Origin of the sequence: Streptomyces sp. NPDC059832 (assembly GCF_042731715.1) — a bacterium.
Lineage (GTDB): Bacteria > Actinomycetota > Actinomycetes > Streptomycetales > Streptomycetaceae > Streptomyces.
Window position 1 is genome coordinate 41,507 of sequence record NZ_JBHWIY010000012.1, and the last position, 26,120, is coordinate 67,626.

At 71.8% G+C, this 26,120-nt stretch carries 23 protein-coding genes and 3 pseudogenes; 14 read left to right on the plus strand and 12 right to left on the minus strand.

The features are described from left to right. The first annotated feature begins 442 nt into the window (after positions 1-442). Together ACFV8T_RS22165 and ACFV8T_RS22170 are read left to right on the plus strand one after the other, a co-directional pair. Positions 443-1,507 (plus strand): tetratricopeptide repeat protein, encoded by a 1,065-nt coding sequence (locus ACFV8T_RS22165; protein WP_385329982.1) that lies wholly within the window; start codon positions 443-445, stop codon positions 1,505-1,507. After that, positions 1,504-2,556: a polyprenyl synthetase family protein gene (locus ACFV8T_RS22170; protein WP_385329984.1), complete on the plus strand. Its 1,053-nt coding sequence runs from the start codon at positions 1,504-1,506 to the stop codon at positions 2,554-2,556. Before ACFV8T_RS22165 ends, ACFV8T_RS22170 begins: the two co-directional genes overlap by 4 nt. Positions 2,557-2,608: 52 nt before the next feature. Here the strand turns inward: ACFV8T_RS22170 and ACFV8T_RS22175 are convergent, their stop codons facing one another. Next, on the minus strand, positions 2,609-3,220 hold the full coding sequence (locus ACFV8T_RS22175; protein ID WP_385330458.1) for a LysR substrate-binding domain-containing protein: 612 nt from the start codon (positions 3,218-3,220) through the stop codon (positions 2,609-2,611). 112 nt (positions 3,221-3,332) lie between these two features. On the opposite strand from ACFV8T_RS22175, the gene ACFV8T_RS22180 reads away from it, so the two are divergent. Continuing rightward, positions 3,333-3,524: a hypothetical protein gene (locus ACFV8T_RS22180; RefSeq protein ID WP_385329987.1), complete on the plus strand. Its 192-nt coding sequence runs from the start codon at positions 3,333-3,335 to the stop codon at positions 3,522-3,524. On the opposite strand, the gene ACFV8T_RS22185 is transcribed toward ACFV8T_RS22180, so the two are convergent. Together ACFV8T_RS22185 and ACFV8T_RS22190 are read right to left on the minus strand one after the other, a co-directional pair. Beyond that, on the minus strand, positions 3,494-4,126 hold the full coding sequence (locus tag ACFV8T_RS22185; protein WP_385329990.1) for a hypothetical protein: 633 nt from the start codon (positions 4,124-4,126) through the stop codon (positions 3,494-3,496). The genes ACFV8T_RS22180 and ACFV8T_RS22185 overlap by 31 nt on opposite strands. Then, positions 4,123-4,863, minus strand: coding sequence for a 2OG-Fe(II) oxygenase (locus ACFV8T_RS22190; RefSeq protein ID WP_385329992.1), 741 nt, complete (start codon positions 4,861-4,863; stop codon positions 4,123-4,125). The genes ACFV8T_RS22185 and ACFV8T_RS22190 overlap by 4 nt, the downstream gene beginning before the upstream one ends. A 455-nt stretch (positions 4,864-5,318) precedes the next feature. On the opposite strand from ACFV8T_RS22190, the gene ACFV8T_RS22195 reads away from it, so the two are divergent. After that, positions 5,319-6,320: an Acg family FMN-binding oxidoreductase gene (locus tag ACFV8T_RS22195; RefSeq protein WP_385329995.1), complete on the plus strand. Its 1,002-nt coding sequence runs from the start codon at positions 5,319-5,321 to the stop codon at positions 6,318-6,320. A gap of 274 nt (positions 6,321-6,594) precedes the next feature. Here the strand turns inward: ACFV8T_RS22195 and ACFV8T_RS22200 are convergent, their stop codons facing one another. Next, positions 6,595-7,380, minus strand: coding sequence for a hypothetical protein (locus ACFV8T_RS22200; RefSeq protein WP_385329998.1), 786 nt, complete (start codon positions 7,378-7,380; stop codon positions 6,595-6,597). A gap of 198 nt (positions 7,381-7,578) precedes the next feature. Here ACFV8T_RS22200 and ACFV8T_RS22205 point away from each other — a divergent pair. Further along, positions 7,579-7,872: pseudogene (locus ACFV8T_RS22205) on the plus strand (GNAT family N-acetyltransferase); the annotation flags it as partial. A gap of 116 nt (positions 7,873-7,988) precedes the next feature. On the opposite strand, the gene ACFV8T_RS22210 reads toward ACFV8T_RS22205, so the two are convergent. Next, positions 7,989-9,176 (minus strand): serine hydrolase domain-containing protein, encoded by a 1,188-nt coding sequence (locus ACFV8T_RS22210; RefSeq protein ID WP_385330001.1) that lies wholly within the window; start codon positions 9,174-9,176, stop codon positions 7,989-7,991. 286 nt (positions 9,177-9,462) lie between these two features. Here ACFV8T_RS22210 and ACFV8T_RS22215 point away from each other — a divergent pair. Then, a pseudogene (locus ACFV8T_RS22215) lies at positions 9,463-9,609 on the plus strand (IS5/IS1182 family transposase); the annotation flags it as partial. A gap of 117 nt (positions 9,610-9,726) precedes the next feature. After that, complete coding sequence (locus tag ACFV8T_RS22220; RefSeq protein ID WP_385330004.1) at positions 9,727-11,478, plus strand: hypothetical protein; 1,752 nt, start codon at positions 9,727-9,729, stop codon at positions 11,476-11,478. A 501-nt stretch (positions 11,479-11,979) separates the two neighbouring features. Here the strand turns inward: ACFV8T_RS22220 and ACFV8T_RS22225 are convergent. Further along, entirely contained in the window at positions 11,980-12,894 is a 915-nt protein-coding gene (locus tag ACFV8T_RS22225; protein ID WP_385330006.1) for an NADP-dependent oxidoreductase, read from the minus strand. A gap of 400 nt (positions 12,895-13,294) precedes the next feature. On the opposite strand from ACFV8T_RS22225, the gene ACFV8T_RS22230 reads away from it, so the two are divergent. Then, complete coding sequence (locus ACFV8T_RS22230) at positions 13,295-13,942, plus strand: class I SAM-dependent DNA methyltransferase (RefSeq protein WP_385330009.1); 648 nt, start codon at positions 13,295-13,297, stop codon at positions 13,940-13,942. A gap of 318 nt (positions 13,943-14,260) precedes the next feature. Next, complete coding sequence (locus tag ACFV8T_RS22235; RefSeq protein WP_385330011.1) at positions 14,261-14,590, plus strand: hypothetical protein; 330 nt, start codon at positions 14,261-14,263, stop codon at positions 14,588-14,590. Between the two features lie 27 nt (positions 14,591-14,617). Here the strand turns inward: ACFV8T_RS22235 and ACFV8T_RS22240 are convergent, their stop codons facing one another. Together ACFV8T_RS22240 and ACFV8T_RS22245 are read right to left on the minus strand one after the other, a co-directional pair. Then, on the minus strand, positions 14,618-15,922 hold the full coding sequence (locus ACFV8T_RS22240; protein WP_385330460.1) for an MFS transporter: 1,305 nt from the start codon (positions 15,920-15,922) through the stop codon (positions 14,618-14,620). A gap of 84 nt (positions 15,923-16,006) precedes the next feature. After that, positions 16,007-16,333: pseudogene (locus ACFV8T_RS22245) on the minus strand (DUF4158 domain-containing protein); the annotation flags it as partial. 130 nt (positions 16,334-16,463) lie between these two features. Here ACFV8T_RS22245 and ACFV8T_RS22250 point away from each other — a divergent pair. After that, positions 16,464-17,225 carry a metallophosphoesterase family protein gene (locus ACFV8T_RS22250; protein WP_385330014.1) on the plus strand — a complete coding sequence of 254 codons (762 nt, stop codon included), beginning with the start codon at positions 16,464-16,466 and terminating at the stop codon, positions 17,223-17,225. A 250-nt stretch (positions 17,226-17,475) separates the two neighbouring features. Continuing rightward, complete coding sequence (locus ACFV8T_RS22255) at positions 17,476-17,631, plus strand: hypothetical protein (protein WP_266430446.1); 156 nt, start codon at positions 17,476-17,478, stop codon at positions 17,629-17,631. A gap of 49 nt (positions 17,632-17,680) precedes the next feature. Here the strand turns inward: ACFV8T_RS22255 and ACFV8T_RS22260 are convergent, their stop codons facing one another. Then, positions 17,681-18,304, minus strand: coding sequence for a TetR/AcrR family transcriptional regulator (locus ACFV8T_RS22260; RefSeq protein ID WP_385330017.1), 624 nt, complete (start codon positions 18,302-18,304; stop codon positions 17,681-17,683). A 217-nt stretch (positions 18,305-18,521) separates the two neighbouring features. Between ACFV8T_RS22260 and ACFV8T_RS22265 the strand changes: the two genes are divergently transcribed. Further along, positions 18,522-19,706, plus strand: a complete 1,185-nt coding sequence (locus ACFV8T_RS22265) for an amidohydrolase (protein ID WP_385330020.1) — start codon at positions 18,522-18,524, stop codon at positions 19,704-19,706. Positions 19,707-19,777: 71 nt separating this feature from the next. Here ACFV8T_RS22265 and ACFV8T_RS22270 read toward each other — a convergent pair whose 3' ends face one another. Beyond that, positions 19,778-21,235, minus strand: coding sequence for an isocitrate lyase/phosphoenolpyruvate mutase family protein (locus ACFV8T_RS22270; RefSeq protein WP_385330022.1), 1,458 nt, complete (start codon positions 21,233-21,235; stop codon positions 19,778-19,780). Between the two features lie 266 nt (positions 21,236-21,501). Between ACFV8T_RS22270 and ACFV8T_RS22275 the strand changes: the two genes are divergently transcribed. Then, positions 21,502-22,395, plus strand: a complete 894-nt coding sequence (locus tag ACFV8T_RS22275; RefSeq protein ID WP_385330025.1) for an aminoglycoside phosphotransferase family protein — start codon at positions 21,502-21,504, stop codon at positions 22,393-22,395. Positions 22,396-22,416: 21 nt separating this feature from the next. On the opposite strand, the gene ACFV8T_RS22280 is transcribed toward ACFV8T_RS22275, so the two are convergent. Both ACFV8T_RS22280 and ACFV8T_RS22285 read right to left on the minus strand, forming a co-directional pair. Further along, entirely contained in the window at positions 22,417-23,496 is a 1,080-nt protein-coding gene (locus tag ACFV8T_RS22280) for a CU044_5270 family protein (RefSeq protein WP_385330027.1), read from the minus strand. Then, positions 23,493-24,164: an RNA polymerase sigma factor gene (locus ACFV8T_RS22285; RefSeq protein WP_385330029.1), complete on the minus strand. Its 672-nt coding sequence runs from the start codon at positions 24,162-24,164 to the stop codon at positions 23,493-23,495. The genes ACFV8T_RS22280 and ACFV8T_RS22285 overlap by 4 nt, the downstream gene beginning before the upstream one ends. Positions 24,165-24,306: 142 nt before the next feature. On the opposite strand from ACFV8T_RS22285, the gene ACFV8T_RS22290 reads away from it, so the two are divergent. Beyond that, on the plus strand, positions 24,307-25,872 hold the full coding sequence (locus ACFV8T_RS22290) for a serine protease (protein ID WP_385330032.1): 1,566 nt from the start codon (positions 24,307-24,309) through the stop codon (positions 25,870-25,872). The last annotated feature ends 248 nt before the right edge of the window (positions 25,873-26,120 follow it).

Below are 26,120 nucleotides of genomic sequence, written 5' to 3' on the forward strand. Positions count from 1 at the left end.
AACTCCTATGAGGATCAACGGAATCGGAGTGTTGTGCGGGTTGCGCGCCAGCATGTAAGCGATTGCCGTAGGGAGCAAGAGGCCATCAAATGTTTCTGTCTTTTACTATGACCAGGGCATACGTGGGTGACAGTAACCGCTAACACTCTTCGGTACGGGTGGACTTGGTGACGCCGGGGCGGTTCTGGCCGGATGGCGAGGAATCGGCCACTGGCTCGCAGCCCCTCCGTACCGGCGATGTCGACTTCTGTTGATCGCGGAGCAACCTCGGACGCGCGACCGTCGTCTTGATCCACAGCAAGGCGGTTCGCCACAAGCGACAGAAACCGCCCCCGACCCCCACGAACACCCGGGTCCGTCCATCAGGTAACTATGCACGCCATGTATACACTCAGCGCATAGTTGATTCCCGTCCCGATCCGGCCGCGCATGAAAGGCCCCCATGCACAGCAAGGCACTGGCGCCCGAGTACCAAGGCGCCCTCACCAAGATGTCGGTGAACTCCTCTCTCACAGACGTACTGGCAGAAGGAGTACGTCACTTGAGAGAGGCCGAGCTCTCCGGTTCGCAACAGGAGGTGGCCCGGTGCGGGCTCGCCGTCGCCGAGGCGCACCGCAGGCTCGGCAACGTGACGGAAGCCGATCGGGCCTGGAAGGCCAGTTACCGGTCCGCCCGCTCGGCCGGCGACCTCGGGGCGATGGCCTGGGCGCTGTGGAGCGGGGGGACGCTGGCCCGGCAGCGCGGTGAACTCAGGCTCGCCTTCCGGCTGTTGGGACTCGCGGCCGACATGGGCAAGCGCGGCGGGGACATCGTCGCCCGCGGCTACTCCCTCGCCGGCCTCGCGGAGACCGGTCGAATACAGGGCGACTACCGGACCGTCGCCGCACTGCACGAACAGCTGCTCGCCGAAGCACGCGCACGTGGCGAGGCGCGTCACACCGTGTGGGCGCTGGAGGGAATCGCGCAGATCCACCGCAACACCGGCTCGCTCGACACGGCCCTGGCCATGTTCGAGGAGGCGGCCGAACTTGCCGGCAACGCGGACGACCGGCGCGGCCGGGCGTGGGCCCTGCGCGGCATGGCCGACATCATCTCCCTGCGGGACGGTGACACGGAGCGCGCCCTCGCTCTGCTCTCGGAGGCCGAACTCACCTGCCGCGAGATGAATCTGTCCAGTGCGCTCGCCTACAACCACAAGATGCGCGCCAACGTCCTCTTCCGCGCCCGCCGTTACGAGGAGGCGCGCGAGGTGTACGAGGAAGCGCTCGCGGAGTTCCGCGCCATGACCGAACCCCGGGGTGAGGCGCTGGCCCGGCTCGGTCTCGTCAAATCGCTCGCCCGGCTCGGCCGCGACCGCAACGACACCGCGGTGGATCTGCACGAGTTGCGCCGCACCCTCAGCCGGATCGGTCTGCTCAACGCCCGGGACATGGTGGACAAGGCGTACGCCGAACTCGGTGTGGCCCCGGTCGACGGCGACACGGACGAGGAGAGCGGACGACGATGACACCACCGCCCGCAACCCGGCAGGCCGCGGCGCCGGAGGTGCTCGCCCGCTGCCGCGACCTCGTGCGCCCGGCGCTCGCACAGGCCGTACGGCGCCTGCATCCGTGGCACGCGGAGATGGCCGCCTTCTCGCTCGGGTGGGACGCGGCGGACGGCAGCCCCGCCCCGGGCTCACAGGGCAAGGGGATCCGCCAGACCCTCACGCTGCTCAGCGCCGAGGCCGCCGGGGCGCCGGCAGAGGACGCGGTGGTCGGCGCGGTCGCCGTGGAACTGATCCACGTCTTCTCCCTCCTCCACGACGACATCATGGACGGCGACGAGACCCGCAGACAGCGCGCCACCGTGTGGAAGGCGTACGGAACCGGCCCGGCGGTCCTCGCGGGCGACGCGCTCTTCGCGCTGGCCGTGCAGACCCTGGCCGACTCGCCCGGCAGTCACAGTGCGACGGCGGTCCGGCATCTCGCCGGGACGCTGGCCGACCTGGTCCGCGGCCAGGCCGACGACCTGCTCTTCGAGTCCCGGCCGTGGAGCGGGCCCGAAGCGGTCCAGCCGCACGAGTACCGGTGGATGGCCGAACACAAGACAGGTGCGCTGCTCGGCTGCGCGGCGGGCCTGGGCGCGGTCTTCGCAGGTGCCCCGGCCCCGACCGTCGACGCACTCACCCGAGCGGGCCGGCATCTCGGGGTGGCGTTCCAGGCGGTGGACGATCTGCTCGGGATCTGGGGCGATCCCGAGGTCACCGGCAAGCCCGTGCACAGCGATCTGCGCCGGCTGAAGAAGACCTGTCCCGTCCTCTCGGCCCTGGCCACGGACCATCCCGCCGCCCGACGGCTCGCCACGCTGCTCGGCACCGGAAATCCGCTCGACGGCAACGACGCCCGGCGGGCGGCCGAGCTCGTCGAGGAGGCCGGCGGACGCTCCGCCACCCTGGCCGAGGCCCACCGGCAGCTGGACGGCGCCCGGCGCAGCCTGGAGAGCGTTCCGCTCGCTCCGGCCGCGCTCGGCGAGATCCTCGCGCTGTTCCCGTTCCTCATCGACCGCACCGGCTGACCGGGTCCGGCCGACGGTCCCTTCTTCTGCTCCTCCGCTCCTCCGCGCCCCGTCAGCCGGTGAGCCCGGTGATGAGCTCCTGCGCGACGGCTGCCGGGGCCCTGGGATGGAGCAGTTCGGTGCGGTGGACCAGGCGCGGGGCGGAGAACCGGATGCCGGTCGTGCCCGGCAGGGCGGCGGTGAGGGCGAGGGGCAGGGCCGCCAGTCCGTGTCCCGCGGCGACGAGCAGCCCGAGGCCGTACACATCGGTTCCGCGGTACGTGATGTGCGGGCGGAACCCGTCGGTGTTGGCGGCGGCGCGCAACTGGGCGAGGGCAACGGCGGTGTCGGGGGCGTCGATCCAGTGGGCGTCGGCGAGGTCGAGGAGGCGAAGGGAGCACCGGTGCGCCGACGGGCGGCCCGCGGGAAGGAGAACGGCGAGGGGCTGCTCGGCCACGGCCAGGCCGGTCATGGGTCCCGCATCGGGCACCGGCAGCGGGTCGCTGGGGGCCGCCGCACCGTCGATCAGGCCCAGGTCCACGGCTCCGGTGAGCACCGCCTGCGCCACCGCTGCCCGTCCGAGCACCCGGACGTCCACGGCGAGTCCGGGCGTGTCGGTGCGCAGGCGGGCCAGCTGCCCGGCGACGGCGGGCGTGAGTGCCGCGGGGCCGCAGGCGAGGGTCAGCCCGGTGGGGTGGGTCCGTCCGACCCGAACTGCACGGCGACGGCACCCGGCCCCACCCCCTGATCACAGGACTGGCCGAGGCGGCCGTCCGGCACGCGAAGGGCACGCACTGATGCGGATCCAGAACGCCACCTCCAGGGGCGGGAGAACGCGGGCGGCGGCCGTGGTCGCCGCCTATCTGCGAGCCTGCACGGTCCCCGACGCCTGCGCCACCAGCCCCCTCGCGCCGGTTCCGGACGCCGCGCTGACCGCCACCCGCGTCGACGCGCCTGGTCACCCCGATGTCCGGTCCGGGGGCTCGTAGCAGGTGGTCCAGCCGCGGCGCAGGTCCCAGGTGCCTCCGTCGGCGCAGGCGCCGCGCAGACCGTGGACGGTGCCGGCCCCGGCGAGTTCGACGAGTCGCGGGGTACCGAGCGAGGCGAAGCCGAAGGTGCGGTCCGCCGCCCAGTCGGTGGACCGGCGCAGGCGCCGGGTCAGCCGGGCCACGCCGCGCGGCGCCCCGGCCAGCACCCACGCGTCCGGGGACTGGGCGGTCAGCCGCCGGGCCGGACGGAGCCACGAGGCGGCGTCCTCCGGCCAGTCGACGACGACGAGCACGTCCTTGTCCAGGTCCTGCCAGCAACGTACGAACGCCTGCGCGGCGTCGACGGATTCGGCGTCGCGACCGTGTCCTACGGCGACGGACCGGATGCGCGAACGCGGCGCGGTCAGCAGGCCGATCAGAGCGGCCAGCTCCGCTTCGGTGTGTGCGTGCGGTGCGGGGCTGTCGACGTCAGAGGTACGGAGGCCGGGTGACGTACTCCGCGCAGCATCCTCGAAGTGTCCTCGGGTGACCGTCCGGTGTGCGGCGGGGCGGTCCAGCCGCCCGTACGACCGCCCGCCGCGGGGCTGGGTGGCGTCGTTCACCGGGCGTCGTGGAAGACGAGGCCGAGGGTGCGGCGCCGGCCGGAGCGGACGGTGCTGACACCGTGCCGCATGGGCGCGATCGACCAGCCGCGCTTGGAGACGACCGGCCGGTCACGGGTGGTGAAGACCAGCCCGTGGCCCTGGAGAAGAGTGGTGGCCGATCCGCGTGACTGTGCACGCGGCCGCTGTTCGGTCATGAGGAACTCACCACCGGTGTAGTCGGTGCCGGGCACATCGAGGCCGATGACGACCTGGAGCGGGAAGAGCATGTCGCCGAACACGTCGCGGTGCAGGGCGTTCCAGTCCCCGGCGCCGTAACGCAGCAGGATCTGGGCGGACTTGGACTGCCCCGCCGCGTGACACATGCCGAGCCACTCGGCCAGTTCGTCGGGCCACGGCGCGGCCGTGCCCAGCTTCGCGGACCAGTCACGGGCGATGGGCAGCAGGTGCGGATAGAACGCCTCACGCAACTCCCCCACCACTTCGGGCAGATCGTGGGTGAAGTAGCGGTACTGGCCGGAGCCGAAACGGTGGCGGGCCATGTCGACGGTGGAGCGGAAGCGCTCGGTCTCGTCGTACAGAGCGGCGATCTCCCGGCACTGAGCGGGGGTGAGCAGCCGCCCGGTCGGCGCGCTGCCGTGGGCGGCGAGCTCGTCGGTGAGCGCGGTCCAGTCGGTGGCGTCGACCAGGTCGCGCGCGGTTCCGGCCGGGCGGGCCGGGTGTGTGGTGTCGGTCATGGGTCTGGTTCCCTGTTCCCCAGGCTTCCGCCTGTCGGTCGTGCGCTCAGCGGGCATGGTGCTGGTGCCGTGCCGAACGGGGTGCCATCGGCAGCCGTTCCTCCCCCGGACCGGCCGACGGCGGCCCGGGACGCTCGTTCCCCGGCCCGGCTCCGGCTCCTCCTCGATGGGGTGTGGTCGTCCCCACCCGGCGTCGCGACGGGTGGCCCCGTGACCCATGCTCGCCGACCGCCGGCACCGGATCTGGCGCTATTCGGACATTGCGCTGCCCAGTGCCCGACGTGCGAGACGCGACCTGCGAGGTGCGACGTGCGCTGCACGGAAGCGGTGTTCTCCCGCTGGTACAGCCGTACGGGAGACTCGCTCGGCCGGCCACGGACGACCGGCCTTCGCGCCGGGCCTGCCTGACGTGCGACGGTGGAAGAAGACCCTGCGTCCGATGCGGGAGGTCCCGGATGCCTGCACAGCCGCTCGACGAGGGCACGCTGAAGGAATTGGTCGCCGATGCCACCGCCGCCCCGTCCATGCACAATGCCCAGCCCTGGCGATTCCAATACCGGCGCTCCACCCGGACGCTCACGCTGCGGGCGGAGTTCGACCGTGAGATGCCCGAGGCCGACCCCTCCACTCGCGGCCTGCACGTGGGGTGCGGCGCGGCACTGCTGAATCTGCGGGCGTCGGCATCACACCGGGGCCTCGACGCGGTGACCACGCTGCTTCCGGTTCCCGCCGATCCCGCCCTCGTGGCGTCGGTCCGCCTGCACGAAGGCACCGGCGTACCCGCGACGCCCGCGGATGCGGCCCTCGCCGCTCTGTACCCCGCGATCCGGCACCGTCACACCAGCCGGAATCCGTTCGACGACCGGGCGATCCCCGACGACGTCCGCGCACTCCTCACCGAAGCGGCCCGCCGCGAGGGGGGCGAATTCGCGTTTCTGCCGCCGGACCACCTGGAGGGGGTGCTCGTGCTGATCAGGGACGGCGAGGGATTCGGCCTGCGCGACCCGGCGAGGGAGGCGGAGCAGCGCTACTGGACCCGGGACACGAGCACGGAGGCACCGGTCGACGGCGTCCCGGACTACGCCTTCGGCCCCACCGACGCGTCGTGCAGGGCACTGAACCGTGACTTCGCCGGCACGGACATCGTCCCGGGCCGGGCTGACGCCCTGTTCGAGGACCGGCCGCAGCTCGCCCTGCTCCGTACCGCGCGCGACCGTCCGGCCGACTGGCTGCGTGCCGGTCAGGCCCTGGAGCGCGTCCTGCTCACCGCCGTGCTGCACGGGCTCGTCGCCTCGTTCGCGACCCAGCCCCTCGAATGGCCGGAACTCCGGCATCTCCTGCGCGCCCCGGCCCTCGGCACGGGACACCCGCAGATGATCGTGCGCCTCGGATACGGACCCGAGGGGCCGTGCACGCCTCGCCGCCCCGTGGCCGAGGTGCTGACCATCGATCCCTGACGGCCGGAGGCGGGGCCGCTCCGTGCGACATCATCGACCGCGGCACCATCCGGGAAAGCATCCTCATGGACACAGGCACGCCGGGCGGGTGCGGCAACGGCTCGGGACCATGAAGTCCTGCAACTGGCAGACAGCCCGATTCGGCGACCCGGACGCCGGCATGGACGGCTCCCGGGTGCCGGATTCGAGCAGGTCGTTGCGTGCCGGGTCCGGCACGAGGGGGTCCGGCACGAGGGAGGCCCGTCGGCGGGCCGGTTCCCGGCCCGCCGCGAGATCACTTCACCGTGACGGCATCACCCGTCGAGACGACCTTCATGGTCGTGTTCGTACCGAGGAACGCCCAGCGCCAGCTGCCCGAAGCGGCGGCCTTCACCGTCGTGCGGAGATGGCCCTTGCTGTCCGTGGTCGCGGTCTTCACCGTGCTGTACCTGCCGCCCGGCTTCTTGTACTGAAGCTTCACCACCTGCTTGGTGAACGCGTGGTACTTCAGGTCCGTCCAGTTGGCCCGTGACAGCTTTCCGGTGACGGTGAGCGTGCCACCCTTCCGCACGGGCTCGGGCGCGGCGTCGGTGGTCAGGGTCGCGGCACGCTTCATCTTGAACGAGGCGATGCTGTCCGAGATCCAGTAGTCCCCGTCATTGGCGTGGACCGTGGCGTTGACCTGCCAGTCGCCCGCGACCGCGTTGGCGTCCCAGCCCTCGTTGCCGCTTCCGTAGGAGTCGATCCACGACGGGTCGAACTCCATCGTCGCGGTGCACACGGAGGTCGTCGTGCTGGTCTTCCTGCATGTCGTACCGAGGTAGTCCACCGGTCCGTGACCATTGGTCCGGTTGAACGCGGACACCGAGCTGACCTTCTTCACCCCCGAGTTGTCCTTGATCGTCATGGTGATCGGGAATCGCTTGACGTTCTTGATCCCGACGATCACGCTGCCGCCGTCGTTCACGACGGTCTTGGTGACCCGGATGTCACCGCGCCCCTCCGCGTGTGCGGCCGGCGCCACCATGACCGCGGCGGCAACCGCTCCCACCGCGGCGAGCGCGGCGATTCTTCTGTGCATGTCCCACCCCTGTTCTGCCCCGCCCGGTGGCGGGGCAACAGAGTAACGATCACCGTGTGGCGTTCCGCACCGGGACCGCCTGCGCTCCGGCCGCCGCACGCGCGACCTCGACCGGAGCCGCGCCTGAAGGCCGTTCCGGCTTGCGGGCGGGACAGCCGGCGACCGTCATCGGTGAGGCATGCCGAGGGGAACGGTGCCACCGGATGGGTCTCCTACTGGACCGCCTCCGCTGCCCGCGGCAGGGGCGTGGCAACCCACGGCTGCCGGGCGCCGGCCGACTGGTGTTTCGCCGATCTGGGACTGTTCCGCCTGGAACTGGGGCACCGCACCGACAACCCCGCTTCCTGCCGAGCTGCCCTCGCGTCCGGCTTCACCGCCGAGGGTCTCCAGCGGCAGAAGCTCGCCTACGACGGCATCCGCTACGACGTCGAGATGCACGCATGCCTCGCGACGGACCCGCATCCTGCCCAACAGCCCCTGGCGGAAACATGACTCGGCCTCCGGGCGACGGGGAACTGACCGGTCCCACCACCCGTCCCCGCCCTCGGGTCGACCGGGCCCGGATCGACCTCTCCACGGTCGAAGAGGCAGACCCGTGGGTGGGCTGATCACGAGACTCCGGTGCCCGGGTTGCGGGTGAGCAGGTCGGCGACCCGAGCGATCATCCGGCTCTCCTCGCCGTTGCGGACGGACGTCGGATGGTACGCGAGCACGAAGCGGCGCTCCTGGTCACGAGTGGAGAACGCGGCGTTCTTGTAGCCGTACGTCTCGCCGGTCTTGCCCCAGAGGGTGACGCCGTTGACGGTGGCCTGCTGCAACCCGGTGCTGTAGCGGGCCGGGGAGCCGTCCAGCATCCGTACGTCGTCCGGAGGAAGGGTGAACAGCAGCTGCAGCAACTCCGCTGGGAGCAGTTCGCCGGAGAACAGTGCGGCGAGCATCCGGTCGAGGTCTCCCGTGGTGGAGATCATGTCGCCTTCGCCCCGGTTGGCGGACCGGTCGTACGCGGTGATGTCCCGCAGGCCGCCATCGGCCATGGCCAGGTAGCCGTGCACGTGACGGCCGTGGATGCGCGGGTCGTCGCCGGGCACGACGGTGCGCGCCAGGCCCAGCGGGCGCAGAATCCTGGCCGTGACGGCCTCCCCGTACGGGCGGCCGGTCACCTTGTCGATGATCAGTGCGGCCAGGACGTAGTTGATGCCGCGGTACTCCTGCCGGGTGCCCGGGGCGAACTTCAGCGGTCCGTGTGTCGCCGTCGCCACCCACTCCTGTGGCGTCCAGTGGTCGAATCGGTGGCGGAACACCTCCTGCGCGGTCGTCGGCTCAGGGATGCCGACGTGGTCCGGTATCCCGCTGGTGTGGTTCAGCAGGTGCGCCACGGTGACAGCGGCGAACCGGTCCGGCAGCAGGCCCGGGAGGATGCGTCGCACCGGCGCGTCCAGCACAACCCGGCCCTCGGCCACCAGTTGCAGCACCACCGTGGCGACGAAGACCTTGGTGAGGCTGCCGATCCGGACCTTGTCGTGCCCCGTCACCGGCCGCTGCGTCCTGATGTCGGCCACACCCGAGGTGCCGTACCAGTGGCCGACCGTGCCGCCGACTCGCAGCTGGGCCGCGGTCGACGGCGGGTGTTCCAGGTCGTCGATCGCCGCCCGCAGGGCCGTGGGATCCAGCGGCGGGAGAGGAGCGGGAGCAGCGGTGGCGCGGCGCGCGGGCAGCATCGCGGTGGCGGCCAGCGCGGCGGCCCCCGACATGGCGAGGCCAGCAAAGGCCCTTCGTGACATGTGTGTTGAGGTCATGCCCCTCACACTGCCGTCGGGCACGGGCCCGAACATCGGGGCCACCCCGGAGAGATCCCCCATCACCCCCTGAGCCGTCCCGCACACCGGTGGCCGTCCTGGCGAACCTCACGCGCTCGGTGCAACGCGCCAGAACCGGGCCGTCCACCCGAAGGCGGCGAGGTACGCCCGCCGCGCCGCCGCCGATCCCCGGACCCCCGAACGAGCACGACCACCAGCGCCACGACGAACAGTGCGGCGAAAACGCCTGCCGTGAGAAGGCCGGACACGGCACCTGCGCCGATGACTCCGCACACGCGGCATCCGACACCGCATCGCACGCAAGGGCATCGAGTCCGCACAGCGACTCGGACGCCACCGCTGGGTGGTCGAGCGGACCGTGTCCTGGCCGGCCGCCTGCCGACGCCCGCACCGCAGCCACGAACGCAAGGCCAGCACGCCCCGAACTGCCGCCCTGCGCCTACTAATTCGTATTAGTACCTTGACTTCTTCCATCGGCTGGTTCGAAGCTGAGCGCCACCCACCGTGAGCACGCATGAGTGAGGACGCCATGAGTGAGATCACCCGCAGAGGGTTCGGCCGCATGGCCGGGCTGGTTGTGCTGGCCGCAGGATTCACCGCCGGGACGGGAGCCGCGAGCGAGGCCGCTGCCGCCGCCACGGCCCAGGAACCGTTCGAGGTGCGCCACCTCAGTTCGTTCGACCAGCGGCGCTACTTCACATACCCCACCCACAACGGCTTCGTCGATGCCGACCGCATCGTGCTCGGTCAGCGGGAGACCGGGGCCACCAGCCTGTGGGAGGTGAATCTGCGCTCCGGCAAGGAGCGGTTCCTGGCGCGATTCGTCACTCCGGCCGACGACCGGAATCCGTTCGTCTGGTGGAACATCCACTCCGGACGCCTCGTCACCTGCGCCGAGAACGCGGTCTGGTTGATCGACCTGGCCGATCCCTCGCCCGTGAAGCTCTACTCACCGCCGCCGGGCCGCGCGCTCAGCGTCGTCGTCAATCTGCATCCGGCGGGCGACCGGGTGCTGTGCAGCCACTACCCGGCACCGATCACCGCCGGACCGACCACAGCGGTGGAGATCGAGCTCACGGGCGGCCGGGTCCGAGAGGTCTTCTCGGGGGACGCGTTCGCCACCCACTTCCAGTACAGCGCCCACGACCCCGAATGGATCGGGTACTCGCTCGGCGGCAACATCCTCGCCTGGGCGCTGCATCCGGTCCACGCGCCGCGCGGCAAGCTGATCTGGGACCAGGCCGCCGCGGGCGTACCGATCGGCACCCACAACGTGTGGAAGTCCGGTGCCGACACCGGCTGCCTCGCCGTGGGCATCGGCGGCAGCGCCTCGGGACTGTGGATGGTCCACCCGGACGACCGGCCGGACCGGCTGCTGGCGCCGGGCCCCTCGGGCACGAACGGCGCATACAACCACTGCGACCTCACCGCGGACGGCCGTTGGGCCGTGACCGACACCAACGGTCGCAACGGCTCGGCGCGCGGGCAGGTGGGGGCGGTGGCCCTGGTGGACCTGACAGGCGTACACCCTCCGCGCACGCTCGGCACGGTGGGCTGGGGATCCGCGCATCCCGGGCACCCCCATCCGGCCTTCTCGCCCGATGGCCGCATGGTCGCCTACACCGACACGGAGGCCGCCACCGACCGCACCCGGGTGGTGCTCTGCGACTCGCGCGGCAACTGGACGCCGCGCCCCCTGGACTGGATGGCAGAGGCGCAGGCGCTCGCCTTCACCGCCTCGGGAGGCCGCGCCGAGGTCTTCGCCGATGCCCAATGCGGCGCCGGTCACGGGCTGTTGTTCACACCGGCCGCCACCGGCGATGCGCTGACCTTCGAGTTCCAGCAACCGGAAGCCGGCCTGCGAACCCTGCGGTTGCGGGTGAAGCGGCACTACTCCCGGGGCATCTACCGACTCTCGGTGAACGGCACCACGGTCGGAGAGCCGCTCGACCTCTACAGCCCGGTCATGACCTACGCCGAGCCGGAGTTCACCCAGGTCGCCCTGCGGGCGGGACGCAACACACTCCGCCTGACCCACCTCGGTCAGCGTGCTGACAGCACCAGTGTCCCCGGGACGTGCGCTGTCGACCGTATCGGCGTGCGACACCCCGGTCAGACGTTCGACGAACCAGGAATGAGGGGTGAGGGTCTTCCGGGGATGCCGCCTCGCCCCTCGCGCCGTCACAGGCCGGAGTCTCGGTGGGTGGTGCGGCCGTCGACCACGGTGAGCACGACGGGAAGGCCGGCCAGGTCGGCCGCGGGCGTGGTGAGCGGCCGGTGAAGGACTCAGGGTCGGGCCAGAAGGCGTGGGGGACTCGCCGTGGCAGTCGGGCCGCTCCAGCCAGGCGGTGCCGTTGTCGATGGTGCCGTCCATGAAGAGCTTGACGCCCGCCACTTCCCACAGCCGGCCCCGGGCGGCCCGCTTCGTCGCACACGATCTCGGCGAACTGCTCGAAACGGCGGGGCCCGTCGACACCGGCGAGTTCCAGCGCACGGGGCCGGCGAGCATGGAGTGGGCGTCGAAGAGCAGCAGGAGGGCCGGGACGCCGTCCAGGACCGGTCCGAGGGCGGCGGATGCGACGGGCCGGTCGCCGAAGACGTTCGGGTCCGGGCCCCAGCCGTGCAGCCATGCTCCGGGTGCCAGTGATCGGACCTCCCGCGCCAGGGCCTGACGTACCTCGTCGAGAGTGGTACACCCGGACAGGTCCAGGCCGTGGGTGAGCTCGGCGCCCATGACGGGGAGGATGTGGCCGTCGGCCAGGCCGCCCCCGATGCCCGGCGGTCAGGGCAGCAGTACCAGCTTTCCTCGTACGTGCCCCTCCTCGCTCAGCTGCTGCGCCTTCGCCGCATCGCCGAGGGCGAAGGTCTGCGCGACCGGCACCGTCAGGCGGCCCGCCGCGGCGGTCCGGGCGTTCTCCGCGAGCCGCTCGCCGGCCCGCTCGATGCCTCCGCCCGAGAAGGCCACTCCGTACTTCGCCGCGTCCGCGTCGGCGATGGTGACGATCCGCTCGGTCGTGCCGCCGCGCAGCTCGATGGAGTCGGGCAGCGCGCCCTGCCCCGCCGCGTCGAAGACCGCGTCCACACCTTGCGGGGCGGCCTCCCGTACCCGGTCCACCAGCCCCTCTCCGTACGCCACCGGAATGGCACCCAACTCGCGCAGATACGCGTGGTTCGCCGGAGAGGCCGTCCCGATCACCGTCGCGCCGCGGGCCAGCGCCAGCTGGACGCCGGCCGAGCCGACGCCTCCGGCCGCACCGTGCAGCAGCAGGGTGTCACCGTCGCCGACCCCGAGCTCGTCGAGCACTCGCGCCGCCGTCTCCGTCGCGATGGGCAGGGCGGCCGCGTTTTCCCAGCTCAGCTCGGACGGCTTGAGGGCCACGGTACCGGTGTCCGCCAGCGCGAGGGTGGCGTAGGCGCCGGTGGCAGTCCAGCCGAGGACCTCGTCGCCGACCACGAAACCGGTGACTCCGTCACCCACCTCGTCGACGGCCCCGGCGAACTCGTTGCCCGGCGTCGCGGGGAGGACGGTGGGAAACATCTGCTCCATCCAGCCCCTGCGGATCTTGTAGTCCAACGGGTTCACTCCGGCGGCCCGCACCCGCACCCGGATCTGCCCGGGGCCGGGATGCGGATCGGGTGACTGCACGAGATGCAGCACATCAGGTCCGCCGAACTCCTCGAAAACAATCGCTTCCATCCCTGTCTCCTATGTCGACATGCCACGTGCCCGGACGAGCCGCGTGTGATCCAGCGTCGATCCTCCCGGCTGCGGACCCGGCCCGCCCTCCGAGCGGTTCCACCTGGCCGAAAGGCGAGCCGCACGGGTGACGCCGGGCGGGTTCGAGGAACATCCGTGTCGGATCGAACGCCGAGCCCCCGCCGGTCCAAGTGGGAGGCCGACGGCGAGGCCCTGGAACTGCTGCGGGGCACGGCGGCGGTGTACACCTGCCACACCCGGCGCGGCGCGGTGCTGTCCTGGACCGGCTGGTGCACCGAGTGCGGCTATGACGGGCCGGTGGCGGGCCCGGGTGAAGCGGCTGGAGGGAAGATCGTGATTCTCCCGGCTCGCCTCAGCGCCGGGAACTACTGTGGCGAGCATGGTCGAACACGATGCCCACAGCGCCACCCGCGAGGCCTACGATGCTGCTGCCACCACCTATGACCAGCTGTTCCGCGACACGCTGCGTGACAGGCCGTTGGACCGCGCGATCTTGAGTGCCTTCGCCGAGGTCGTACGTGCGAGTGGGGATGGTGAGGTCGCGGACCTGGGGTGTGGGCCTGGGCATATCACCGCTCATCTGGACCAGTTGGGGCTGGCGGCGTTTGGCGTCGATGCCTCTCCTGCGATGATCGAGTTGGCTCGACAAGCCAATTCGGACCTACGGTTCGACGTGGGCTCGATGACCGCGTTGAACATCGCTGACGGCGTGCTGGGCGGCGTACTCTCACGTTGGTCCGTCATCCACACTCCGCCGGAGGAACTCCCCGTCATCCTGGCGGAGTTCCACCGCGTGCTGGCACCTGGCGGCCATCTTCTGATCGGCTTCTCGGCCAGCGATGGTCCGTCTCACCCGACGCAGGTCTTCGATCACGCGGTCGCGCCTGCCTATCGATGGTCGCCCGATCACCTCGCCGCGATGCTGCGCGAGTCCGGGTTGGCCGAGGTGGCCCGGATGGTTCGCGAGCCCGAGCCCACCGACCGACGGCAGTTCCAGGAGATTCAACTGCTCGCCCGCAAAGCCTAGGTGGCGGCTGTCCGGCCGAGCGCGCGACCGCGTCGGCCGAGGCAGGAAGCTCCCGGACCTCCCCGATGCCCTCCGGACCACCACGACGGTCCTGCCACACGCGTGGCACACGCCGAGGAAAGCCTGGACGTCGGCATCGAGGAGCTGGGCCCGGCCGGCCGCCGTTGCCCGATGCAGTCGAAGGGTGCCCAGCCGAAGGTCCGCCGCCGCGGTGCGGTGCGGTGCGGTGCGCGAAGGGTACGCGCCGGAGACGGGGTGCGGGGATGCCGGGACCGCCCGGTTGCTGCCGAGGCTGATCCGGGGCCGCACCCCGGGCCGGTGTCCGACACCCATCGCCGTCCCGGCCCGGACAGGGGGGTCTCCCCACGCAATGTCTGCCCGGCCACAGGACCGGCCCGCCTCTCCTACGGGCGGGCCCGCGCGTTGCTGGACCAGCGCACCACTCCGCGCGGGCCGGGAACGGGCTGGGACCTGCCCGAGTACCGTCACTCCGGGCTGACGCACCTCGGCGAGGCCGGGGCGAGCCTGCTGATGCCGATGCCCAAGTCCCCGCACAAGAAGCCGGCCCCCAGCGCGACACGGTGGATCCCACTTGCGCGGCTCGCCGGGATCGTCGGCCGGCTCTCCTCGCCCATGCCGCATGCGTAGCCCCCGGCAACGACCCTGCGCTCACTGTCAACTCGTGGCTTCGGGGGCGGACGCGGGCGCGGGTTGGGGAACATCGCGCATGCGGCGGAGCGGGGAGAAGAACACGAACCAGCCGGCCGCCCAGGAACCGATGAACGCCAGCCAGAGTGCGGGCCGCACCCCGATCAGCGTGCCGAGTACCCCGCCCAGGGCGCCGCCGAGCGGCAACGTGCCCCACACGACCCAGCGGACGGCCGCATTCATCCGGCCCATCAGCTCCGGCGGCGTCACCGATTGCCGGTAGCTGAGCTGGGCGATGTTGTAGACCATCCCGGAGAAGTACGCGATGCCCCAGCCCAGCGGGAACAGCAGCACTCCCCAGCCCTGCCAGGCGGCTGCCGCGATGACCTGCGGCGCGCTGAAGACCAGCATCGACACCCAGATGATGCGCGCCGAGCCGACCTTCTTGGCGAGCCGGCCGGCGAACGCTCCCCCGGCGATCCCGCCGATGGCCGCGCCCGCCATGATCAGCCCGGTCAGCGCGGGACGCACGTGCAGCACCCGGACGAGGAAGACCATCGCCAGCGCCGTACTCATGCCGCTGAACAGGTTCGCGGTGCCCGTGCACGCCACGACCCTGCGCAGAATGCTGTGCCCGAAAACGAACTTGAGCCCCTCGGCGATCCGGCGCCGCAGTGTCTCGTCCGCCGGCCGCTCCGGCGGCGGCTCCTCCCGGGTCCTGATCCCGAGGATCGACAGGGCCGAGACCGCGTAGGAGACCGCGTCCGCCGTCATCGCCCCCGCGGCGCCGAACAACCCGACCAGCCCGCCGCCCAGACTCGGTCCCCCGAGCTGCGCGAACGCCTGGGTGGTTCCGAGCTTGCCGTTGGCGCTCATCAGGTCGTCGGCGCGGATGAGTGACGGCACATAACTCTGGTACGAGACGTCGAAGAACACCGAGCACACGCCCGCCGCCACCGCGACCACGTACAGCTGCGCCATCGTCAGGACGCCGAACGCCGCCGCCACCGGAACCGAGCCGATGATCACCAGACGGAGAACGTTGCAGACGATCATGATGGAACGCTTGGCAGCGCCGTCCACCATCGCACCCGCCGGCAACGCGATCACCGCGAACGCCAGCGTGGTGGCCGCGGTCAGCAATCCGACCTGGAACGTGCTCGCGTTGAGCGCGACAACCGCCAGCAGTGGTAGAGCGACCTGGGTGACCGCCGATCCCATCTCACTGACCGTCTGGCCACTCCACAGCAGCATGAAATCCCGCTGCCGCCATAGGCTCGGGCCATCGGTCTCCGACCCGGCATCCTGCACATCCTTCGCCAATTCCGTCACAGCACCAACTCCGTTCTCAGGTCCACGGCCCGGACCATGCCGCTGGTCACCAACACGCCGACGCGGTGCTCCCGGTTCTCGCCCCAAGTACCGCACGCTCGTCAACTGGACAGTGAACCGCAGCCGGTTGTACGCACGCCGCTCGACCTGCGCCTTCTCCCGGTCCGCATCGTCCGGGGAGCAGAACCGCCCCTGCTCCCTCCGCGACTGCGCCCCGAAGAACGACCCATGCCGAGCTGCCTGCTCATCCGTCGGAGACTCGACCGCCACCGCAGCCCTCCGGAGATCGACAACATCGACCCGCGAAGACCCCGCTGCACGATCAGCCCCGGCCGACGGCGCCTCGGAGCAGGCCCCGGCCCCCGTCATCGCCCAGGCACTGGGCTGCCACGACAGGAGCACCACCCACATCGTCACCGACGCCGGAGCCCCCTGGAAGAGCTACGCACCCGGCGACCACGCACCCTGAACGCCCCGCCCCGAGCTACGCGCCGGGCGAAAGATCTCCCCGCTCGGCTGCCTTCACCCCACAGTGGTGACCATGCTGAACCGAGTAGCCGTCCTGTCCGACATTCACGGAGTCCTGCCGGCACTGGAGGCAGTGCTCGCCGAACCAGACGTCAGCACCGCCGATCACATCGTGCTCACCGGCGACATCACCGCCGGCCCGCAACCGACCCAGGTTCTCGACCTGCTCACCGGCCTCGGCGACCACGTCATCTGGATCAGCGGCAACGCCGACCGCGAACTCCTTGAATACCGCCGGGGGCAACGCGACACGATCCCCGACCCGATCGCCCCCTGGGCAGCCGAACAGCTCCGCGAGGACCATCTCGACCTCCTCGGCTCGTTGCCACGATCGGCCTCCCTCTCCCTGCGTGGCCTGGGAAAGGTGCTGTTCTGCCACGCCACGCCCCGTGACGACGAGGAGGTCGTCCTGGTCGACTCCCGCCTCGACCGCTGGAAGGAAGTCTTCAACGGACTCGATACGGACATCCGCACCGTGGTCTGCGGCCACACCCACATGCCGTTCGTCCGCCTCGCCCACGGCCGGCTCGTCATCAACCCCGGCAGCATCGGCATGCCCTACGGAAGAACCGGAGCGCACTGGGCCCTCCTGGGCCCTGGCGTCGAACTGCGGACCACGAACTTCGACATCGCGGCCGCCGCCACCCGGATCGGGCAGGACTCGTCCTACCCCGAAATCACCGAGTGGGTCGACTACTTCCTGCACGCACGCGCGACCGACGCAGACGCCCTCGGAGCCTTCGGCCCACGAGACGGACGCGACCACACACCGTGACACCCGCCCCCTTCCATTCCATGGCAACGGGCAGCCGAACACCGACCACACGATCAACGACGCTTACCCGTCTCTCTCCCCCCGGTCGTGCGCCGGCCACCACGGCACTGATCGTCGCGTCCGGGTTGCCCTCCTGTCCGCCCGTCCGCCCGGCGGGCTGTTCCCGGGCTGTGCGGGCAGCCCGGACCGCCGACGGGACGGAAGCGATACGCTCGACTTGTAGGCACGCGATCCGACCACGGAGGCGGCCATGAGGGAGAACATCGAGTACCCGACTCCGTCGCAGGCTGAAGGCGAGAGGCTGGACGAGGACAGGGATCCGGCCGAGGAGCGGCACCCCGCCACCAGGCGCACCCAGCCGTCGCAGGCGGAGGGCGAGCGCCGCGCGGAGGACGAGGAGACCTGACACGGACGGTATCCGTACGGCGGCCCCGCCGTACGGATACCTGGTTCGGTCAGCCGGCCGAACCGCTGGGGCCCCGGCCTTCGGCGGGCAGGCGCGGCACCTGTCCGGCCAGGGCGAGCTCGACGAGCTGGCGCACCGTGTCCTTGTGCACGGGCGCGGGACGGAAGGACCGTCGGTAGACGAAGAATCCGTTCCACAGGTCGAGGAGCGCGTCCGCGTCGATGTCCGCGGGCAGATCGCCACGGGCGATCCCACGCTGTACGACGGCACGGGCCTGGTCGCGGCGCCGCAGCACGATGTCGAGGAAGGACTGGAGCACGCCCGATTCGTCGGCCGCGGCCTCGATCAGGCACAACCGGGTGAAGGTGTCGCGGGCGCGTGTGAGTTCGTCGATGTAGTCGAAGACCACGAGCAGTTCGGCTCGGGTGTCGCCGAGGTCGGGAATGGCACGTACATCGGCGCGGGCGACGAGCACCTCGGCGGTCACCGCGGCCTTGTGCGGCCACCACCGGTAGAGGGTCTTCTTGGAGACCTTTGCGCGTACGGCGATCTCGTCCATGGTCATGCCGAGATAGCCGGCCTCGGCGAGCAGCTCGTCGGCCGCACCGACGACCCGGTCCCGGACGTCCTCGCTGCGGGGCCGGCCGACCGGCCGCTGAGTGCTCTTCGCCATGGCGCCCCATTTCGGGGCACACCAGCACCCCACATCAATAGGAAACGGTTGGTTTCTCTCAGAAGTTACCCGAAGGTGAACACCCGCGCAAAGAGATCGCACCTCTGGTCATTTTCCGGCGGAGAGGTAAACATGGGAGTCGATTAAGGAAACTATTCGTTTCCATTTTCGTCCGCCTGCACCGAGTGTCCGCCTGTACCGAGTGGAGGATCACCCCATGCCCGCAGCCGACTCATCACCGCGCGACCGCGTCGCCGCCCGGCTCGACGAGTACAAGGACCGGCTTCTGGAGCTCAGCCACGAGCTGCACGGCGATCCGGAGACATCGTTCACCGAGACCCGGGCCGCGGAACGGCTCGCGGTGCTGCTGGAGGGCGCCGGATTCACCGTGAATCGCGCGGTGTGCGATCTGCCGACCGCGCTGACCGCCGAGTACGGCAGCGGTGATCTGACGGTCGGGGTGTGCGCCGAGTACGACGCGCTGCCGGAGATCGGCCACGCCTGCGGGCACAACATCATCTGCGCCGCCGGCGCGGGCGCAGCGATAGCCCTGGCCGCGGCCGCGGACGAACTCGGCTTCCGGGTGAAGCTGCTCGGCACCCCGGCCGAGGAGGAGGGAGGCGGCAAGGTGCTGATGCTCGAACGCGGTGCCTTCGACGATGTGACGGTGGCGATGATGGTGCACCCCTTCCCCGTCGACATCACGGACCCGCGGGGCTCCAGCAACGCGGTCGCCCGCTTCGAGGTCGCCTTCACCGGCCGGGCGTCACATGCCGCCGCGGCCCCCGAGGGCGGGCTCAACGCCGCGGACGCGGCGGTGGTCGCCCAGGTCGCGGTGGGCCTGCTCCGCCAGCAGTTGCGGGACGGATACCGGGTGGCCGGGATCGTCCGCCTCGGTGGGGAGCGCACGAACATCATCCCCGAGCGCTCGGTGCTGGAGTACGAGGTACGCACCCCCACCGGCGAGGAGCTGACCGATCTCCGGGAACGGGTGCTGAACTGCTTCCGCGGCGCCGCGCTGGCCACCGGCACGACGATGGAGATGCGTCCGATCCAGCCCGACTACCTCGATCTGCGCCAGGACGCCGCGCTGATGGCCGCGTACGCCCGCAACCTGCGCGCGACCGGGCGGGAGGTGCCCGAGCCGGGCCCGGTGCCGCAGGGCACGGGCGGCTCCACGGACATGGGCAACGTCACCCACGCCCTGCCCGCCGTCCACCCAGGCCTCGGGGTGCTCGGGGCCCGGGGCATGCCGCACACACGGCAGTTCGCCGAGGAGGCCGCGAGCCCGGCGGGGGACGACGCGGTGCTCGACGGCGCACTCGCGATGGCGTGGACCGGCCTGGACCTCGCCTCCGACGCGGAGTGGCGGGCCCGCTGCGTGTCCGCGCGGCAATCCTGAGACACGCGGCGGGCCCGGCGCGGGACGGGTGCACCGGCATGGCCCGCCTTCTCTGCCGCGGAATCGAGTGCTCAGACACCGGGCACGGCCAGCCGCTGCACCTCCGCGTAGGAAGGGGCCCTCAGGTCCGTCGGCCGCCCGTCCCGGATGGCGGTCGCGGTGTCCACCGACGCCGCCAGGGCCCTGCGGTACAGCAGTGATCCGAGGCTGACCCTGCGCACGCCGAGTGCGGCCAGTTCGTCAAGGGTGGGACCGGTCGGCGCGTACAGGATGTTCAACGGGACGACGAGAGTGGCGACCAGTTCGGCGATCCGGTCCGGATCCGACAGCCCCGGCACGAACACCCCGTCCGCACCGGCCTGTTCGTACATCGCCAGCCGCGTCGCGGTCTCCTCCTCCTGGCGGCCCGACCAGTGGGTGTCGGTACGGGCGTTGACGAACAGCTCGGGCACGGCGGCCTTCACCGCCGCGACCTTCGCGGCGTGCAGCTCCACCGGGGCAAGGGTGCCGTCGGGGCGGCCGTCCTCCAGATTGATGCCCGCCGCGCCCGCGTCGTACAACTTGCGTGCCAGCTCGGCGACTTCCGCCACGTCGTCACTGAAGCCGCCTTCGGCGTCGACCGTGAACAGGAAGGAGTCCTGTCCGAGCCGGCGGGCCAGCGCCAGGGTCGCCTCGGCCGCGGCGGCCGCCCCGTCCGGCAGACCGACGGCCGCGGCCACGCCGAGACTGGTGGTGCCGACGGCCGCGAAGCCCTGCGCCACCAGCGCGGCGGCCGAGGCATGGTCCCAGGCGTTGGGCAGCAGCAGTGGGGCGGCGGCCTGGTGATGCAGCCGGGCGAACGCGGTCAGCGGGCGCTGGAGCAGGCCGTCGGCCAGGGCCAGGGCGTGGGCACGGCCGGGGCAGACGCGGGGCGGGGCGCCGAAGGCGAGCGGTACGGGATGTGCGCGACCGGCCGCCGCGAGATCGAGCCGCGCCCGGTCGCCCTCGGCGATCTCCCGGTCCGCGACCCGGGTGGCCCGGACGGCGACGCGACGCATGGTCCGTACCGTGGGAACCTCCCGAAGCACCCGGGCCAGCGGTTCGTCGCGTCCGGTCGCGGCTTCGACGAGTGCGGCCGTCGCCTCGCATGCCTGGACCAGCAACCCGATGCGGTTCGCGGCTGCCTCCAGGCTCGCTTCGTCCGCTGCCCCCGGCACCAGCAGCGTGACCAGCCGGGCCACCGCCTCGTCCTCGGCCGCACCTGCGTCCGCGGCCCCGAAGTAGGCCCCGGCCACCGCGATCACCGCCTCCGTGACCTCCCCGGGCTCCGGCATTCCCAGGGCTTCGGCGAGCGTCCGCACCACCCGCGCCCGCACCTCTCCCCCGGCCCCTGCGGCTGCCGCCTGCTGTAGCACGAGGGGTTCCGGCCGAGCCAGTTCCGCCCCGGCCGGAGCACCGTCCGCAGTCGGCGGCTCCGGAACAAGCGCCGGGTCGGCGAGCGCCGCCCGCACGTCCGCATGGCGGCCGAACTCGTGCATCGTGTACGTCATGGCTCCGACGCTAGGCCCGAAACGGTTCGGTACCGGCCGAACCGTCCCGGCGGCGTCAGGCCCTTCGGCGAGCAACGGGGAAGCCCGCCTCCTGGCATGGCCGGCGGCGCCGAGGGCGGCCGCCGGGACCGCCTGTCCGGTGTTGGCCACCGACCGTCCTCCGTCACACGCTCGGCTGTGGGACCGGGTACGGTGCACAGCGTTCGATCGGGCACGCCCGAGTGGCTCCGGGCCTGCCTCGCCGGTACCGAGAGAGGATTCCGTACATGGACAGACTCGACATCGACGAGGCCCTGGTGCGGTCCCTGCTCCATGAGCAGCATCCGGACCTCGCGGGAGGCGACCTGCGCCTCATGGCCGGTGGCTGGGACAACCAACTATGGCGCCTCGGTGAGGAGTTGGCCGTACGACTGCCGCTCACACCACGCGCTCCGTCACTTCTGCGCAATGAGCAGCAGTGGCTGCCGGTCCTGGCCCCGCGCTTTCCGCTCCCGGTCCCGGCCCCCGTGCGGATCGGAGTACCGTCCGAACGTTTCCCGAGGCCCTGGACCATTGCGAGATGGGTTCCCGGTGTGCCGGGCGACCGCGCCGCGATCAGCCGCGCCGACCATGCGGCCAATGCCCTGGCGGGCTTTCTCGGCGCGCTCCATGAGAAGGCACCCGCCGGGGCGCCGACCAGTGCGAACCGTGGCGTTCCCCTCACCGCCCTCGCGGACGACTTCGAACAGCGATTCCGGGCCGTTGCCTCCAGCGGCATCGCCGCCGAAGTCCGGCGTATCTGGGCCGATGCCGTTGCGGCTCCCGGCCGGCAGGGCGCGCCGGTGTGGATTCACGGTGATCTCCATCCGGCGAATGTCGTCGTCTCGGACGGAACCCTCTCCGGCGTGATCGACTTCGGTGACCTCTGCGTCGGCGATCCGGCGACGGATCTCGCAGCCGCGTGGCTGCTCCTTCCCGCAGGCTCGGCGTCACGGTTCTTCGGCGCGTACGCACGCGCGGACGAGGCGACGATCCGGCGCGCACGAGGGTGGGCCGTCCTGCGCGGCGTTTCCCTCATCGGCATCGGCCAGGCTTGGGAACAGGGCCTTCCCGGCGGCCAGCCGACCTGGGGACGCGCGGGCCGGGCGGCGCTCGATCGCCTCATGGCCTCCGGCGGCTGAGGATCCCTGGAGGGACAACCCTCAGGGAGTCTCACCGGCACGGTCGACGGCGGCCTTGGTGAGGACCGCGGAGGTGCCGACGACGGTTCCCGCCGGGCCGGCGTCGCCGGCTTCGGCGAGGACCGTGCGTTCCCCGAGGAACGCGTACGTGGTCCGGTCGAAGACCCACTGCGTCTGCTCTCCGTGTGCCGTGCGGGCGACGGCAACACCTTCGCGTCCCGTGCCGTCGTGGGCCGCGTGGATCACCGTGACCCCGGGGATCCTCGCGGCGGCCCGGTAGAGCGCGGCGCCGACCCGCGGTGGTGCCCATGTCTCGGCCAGCAGGTCACCGATCGCGGTGAACGCTCGCTGGTCCGGGTCCTGGCCCTGTCCCCGGGTCTCGTCCCGGATCAGCTTCAGCAGGGCGTCGGGGTCGGTGGGCAGCGACGCGACGTAGGCGTGGGTGGGGTTGTCGACCGACGGGCCCGAAGCGTGCAGGGTGCTCGGACGGGGCGTCGCCCCCGGTCCGTCGAGGGTGTCGACGGGTCCGTCGACGCCGAGCCGGGTGGCGGGCTCGCCCGCCTCGCGCAGCAGGCCGGGGCGGCTGCCGTCGGCGGACAGCCACACCTGCCGCGTGTGCACGGGAGGCATCGTCACGGGGCCTCCCCCGGCGCTCTGCGCGGCGTAGGCGACCTTGCTCTCGATGTACACGAACTGGTCGGCGCGGACCGTCGGCTGCTGCTCTCCGGCGGCGGCGAGTGCGATGCGGCCGAGGAGCCGCGTCGCCTCGGGAGCGCCGGTGGTCCCCTCGCCCGCGACCTCGGTGGGGCCGGGCCCCGGCGCGTCCGCGAGGTTCACCACCACGACGCCGCCGACGGCCAGCGCGCAGGCCACGGCCGGCGCCGCGAACCGGACCAGACGCCGACGCGGGCGCGTGGCCCGGGTGGTGAACCTGCCGGCCGGTTCGACGGAGGCGGCCTCGGCCAGCACTGCCTGCTTCAGCAGCAGTTCGCGGTCGGGCGTCAGGCCGGGGACCGGTGGCGGGGGCAGCAGACCGGTGAGGCCGAGGCGTTCGTTCCCCTCGGACGGGTGGTCCGTGGGGTGCCGCGGGGTGGTGTTCATCCGTGGTTCTCCTGGCTGGACGAGCGGACCGCGGGGGTGCGGTCCGGTACGGGCTTGTCGGGGGTGGCAGTGGGTTCGCGGCCCTCCGCCGCGGCCGGCCGGCCGGCTCCGGACCGCCCGGACCGCGCGCGTGCGGCGCGGGCCTCGGCGTCGGCGAGCTCGCGCAGTCGGGTACGGGCGCGGGAGAGGCGTGAGCGGACGGTGCCGACCGGTACGCCGAGTGCCTCGGCCGCAGCCGCGTAGTCCAGGCCTTCCCACACCACGAGGGCGAAGACCTCCCGGTCGCGGCGGCGCAGTCGGGCGAGTGCGGTGCGCGCCGCACGCAGTTGCTCGGCATCCGCGAGGTGCGTGACCAGGTCGTCGACGAAGTCCGGGATGGAGCCGCGTTCCGGGACGCGGGCGAGCGCGATGTCACGGTGTCGGCGGGCGCGTGCGTTGCGGCGCATGATGTTGGTGGCGATGCCCAGCAGCCACGGGCGCAGGCTGTCCCCTTCGGGGCGCAGCTTCTCCCGGCTGCGCCACGCCTCCAGGAAGGTCGCCGAGACGACGTCCTCGGCCTCCGCCCAGTCGCCGGTCACGCGAAGGGCGTAGCGGTACAGCACCTGGGAGTGCTCGTCGTACTGCTCTCCCAGGGCGCTGCTGTCCCCGCGGCGGAAGCGATTCCTCATGAGTGATTCCACACTCTGCTCTGCCACGTCCGTTGCGCCGGTTCCCGTGACGTGCACCACACGCACCGTCCGGGGCCGTGACTCCGCAGCCGATGTGACGCGGCTCACGGGAACTCCGGCACCCAGCGACGCAGTGCAGGTCATGACCAATTCTTCCCTGCCCCGCCGGAGCGTCCTGCGGACCATGGCTCTCGCCGTGGCCGTGGTCGGCACCGCGACGCCCGCCCTGGACACCGCGGCCTTCGCCGCGGAGCCGCAGACGTACGCCCTCACGATCAAGCACCTCGACCGCACCGGCCGCCCGACGGGGTCGTACGAGACGACCGTCACCGGAATCTCCGGTCCGGGTGCCGATGAGGTCGTCCAGCCGCACGACGCCTCCGGCACGACCACCGTGCGGCTGCCCAAGGGCCGTTATCTGCTGAGCAGTTCCCTGACCTCCGGTGACGGCGCGGACGGTACGGACTGGATCGTCCAGCCGCGCCTCGACCTGGACCGCGACACCACCGTGACCGTCGACGCACGCACCACGGCGCCCGTCGACGTACGGCCGCCCGACCGCTCGGCGGGCTTCCTGCACAGTGCGATGGTCGTCGAGGTCAGGCACCAGGGCGCCGAACGGCTCGTCAACCTGATCTCCGCCACGGCGAATCTGCGCGTCGCGCACCTGGGCCCCGACGCCGAGGCCGGATCGGTGAAGCAGTGGTTCGACGCGTACTGGACCACCAAGAGCGTCGACTACGCGCTCGGTTACGTCTTCACCGGTACCCGCGCCCTGACCGGGCTCACCCGGCACCCCGCCGCCAAGGACCTGGCCACCGTGAAGGTCCGTGGCGCCGCGCTGCCGGGCACCGCGGGGACCGGGTCCGTCGATCTGCAACCGAGTACCGGCCTGACCGTCGGGGTCTCGCAGGCCCTGCCGACTCCCGGCACCGTCACCTACCTCGTGACTCCGGAACGCGGCGACTGGGACATCACCTACATGGCTCCCCGTGCGCCCGGCGGGGCGGCGAACCGCTACTCCGCCGAGGGCGTCGCCGTGCGCGCCGGAAGCACGACCACCCATGTCTTCGACAACGCCGTCTTCGGCCCCGGCCTCACCGGCCGCCCCGGCGTCGTGCGTGACGGCGACCGGATCACCGTCGACGTCCCGTTGCTCACCGACGGCGGTGGCCACGTGCCGTCGTCGCCGTCGTACGCCTCGGCCTCGACCACGCTGCACCGCGACGGCGTGCTCGCCGGGACGCAGTCCGGCGCCCCCGGCCGGGCCGAGTTCACCGTGCCGCCGGGGCGCGCGACGTACCGGATCACCAGCACGGTGAAGCGCACCGGCGCGCCCGGCGCCGCCACCCGCGTGACCGCGTCGTGGACCTTCGCCTCGGGCACGACCACCGGTCCGGCCCCGGTACCGGTGAGCGCCGTGCGGTTCTCCCCCTCGCTCAGCCCCACCGGCACCGCCGCGGCGGACGCCGCACTCCGTGTCCCCGTCACGGTGCAGGGTGCCGCCGCGAACGGAAAGCTCCGCTCGCTGGCCGTGTCCGTCTCCGTGGACGGCGGCGCCTCGTGGACCCGCCTGCCGGTCGAGCGAGGCGCCGTCATGGTCCACAACCCGGGCGCGGGCACCGGCGTCTCCTTGCGCGCGGAGCTGACCGACACCGACGGGCACACCCTCACCCAGACCATCGTCGACGCCTACCGCACGCAGTGACTCCGCCGGACCCCGTCACCCGGACACACGGCCTCACCGTGCGGTGGTGACCGGAACGTTCCGGAGCAGGCCGGGGTGTCGAAATCGGCGTTGTGTCCGCCACCCTCGGACCACCCCCCACCTCTACCCCCCCACCATACCCTGCCTCTTCCCCACTCCCCCCCCCCCCCCCCCGGGGTCCCGTCCCCCCCCCCGCGAGGGGGTCGGGCGAGGGCCACGGAAGCCCGTACGGTTCAAGACGTCATCCC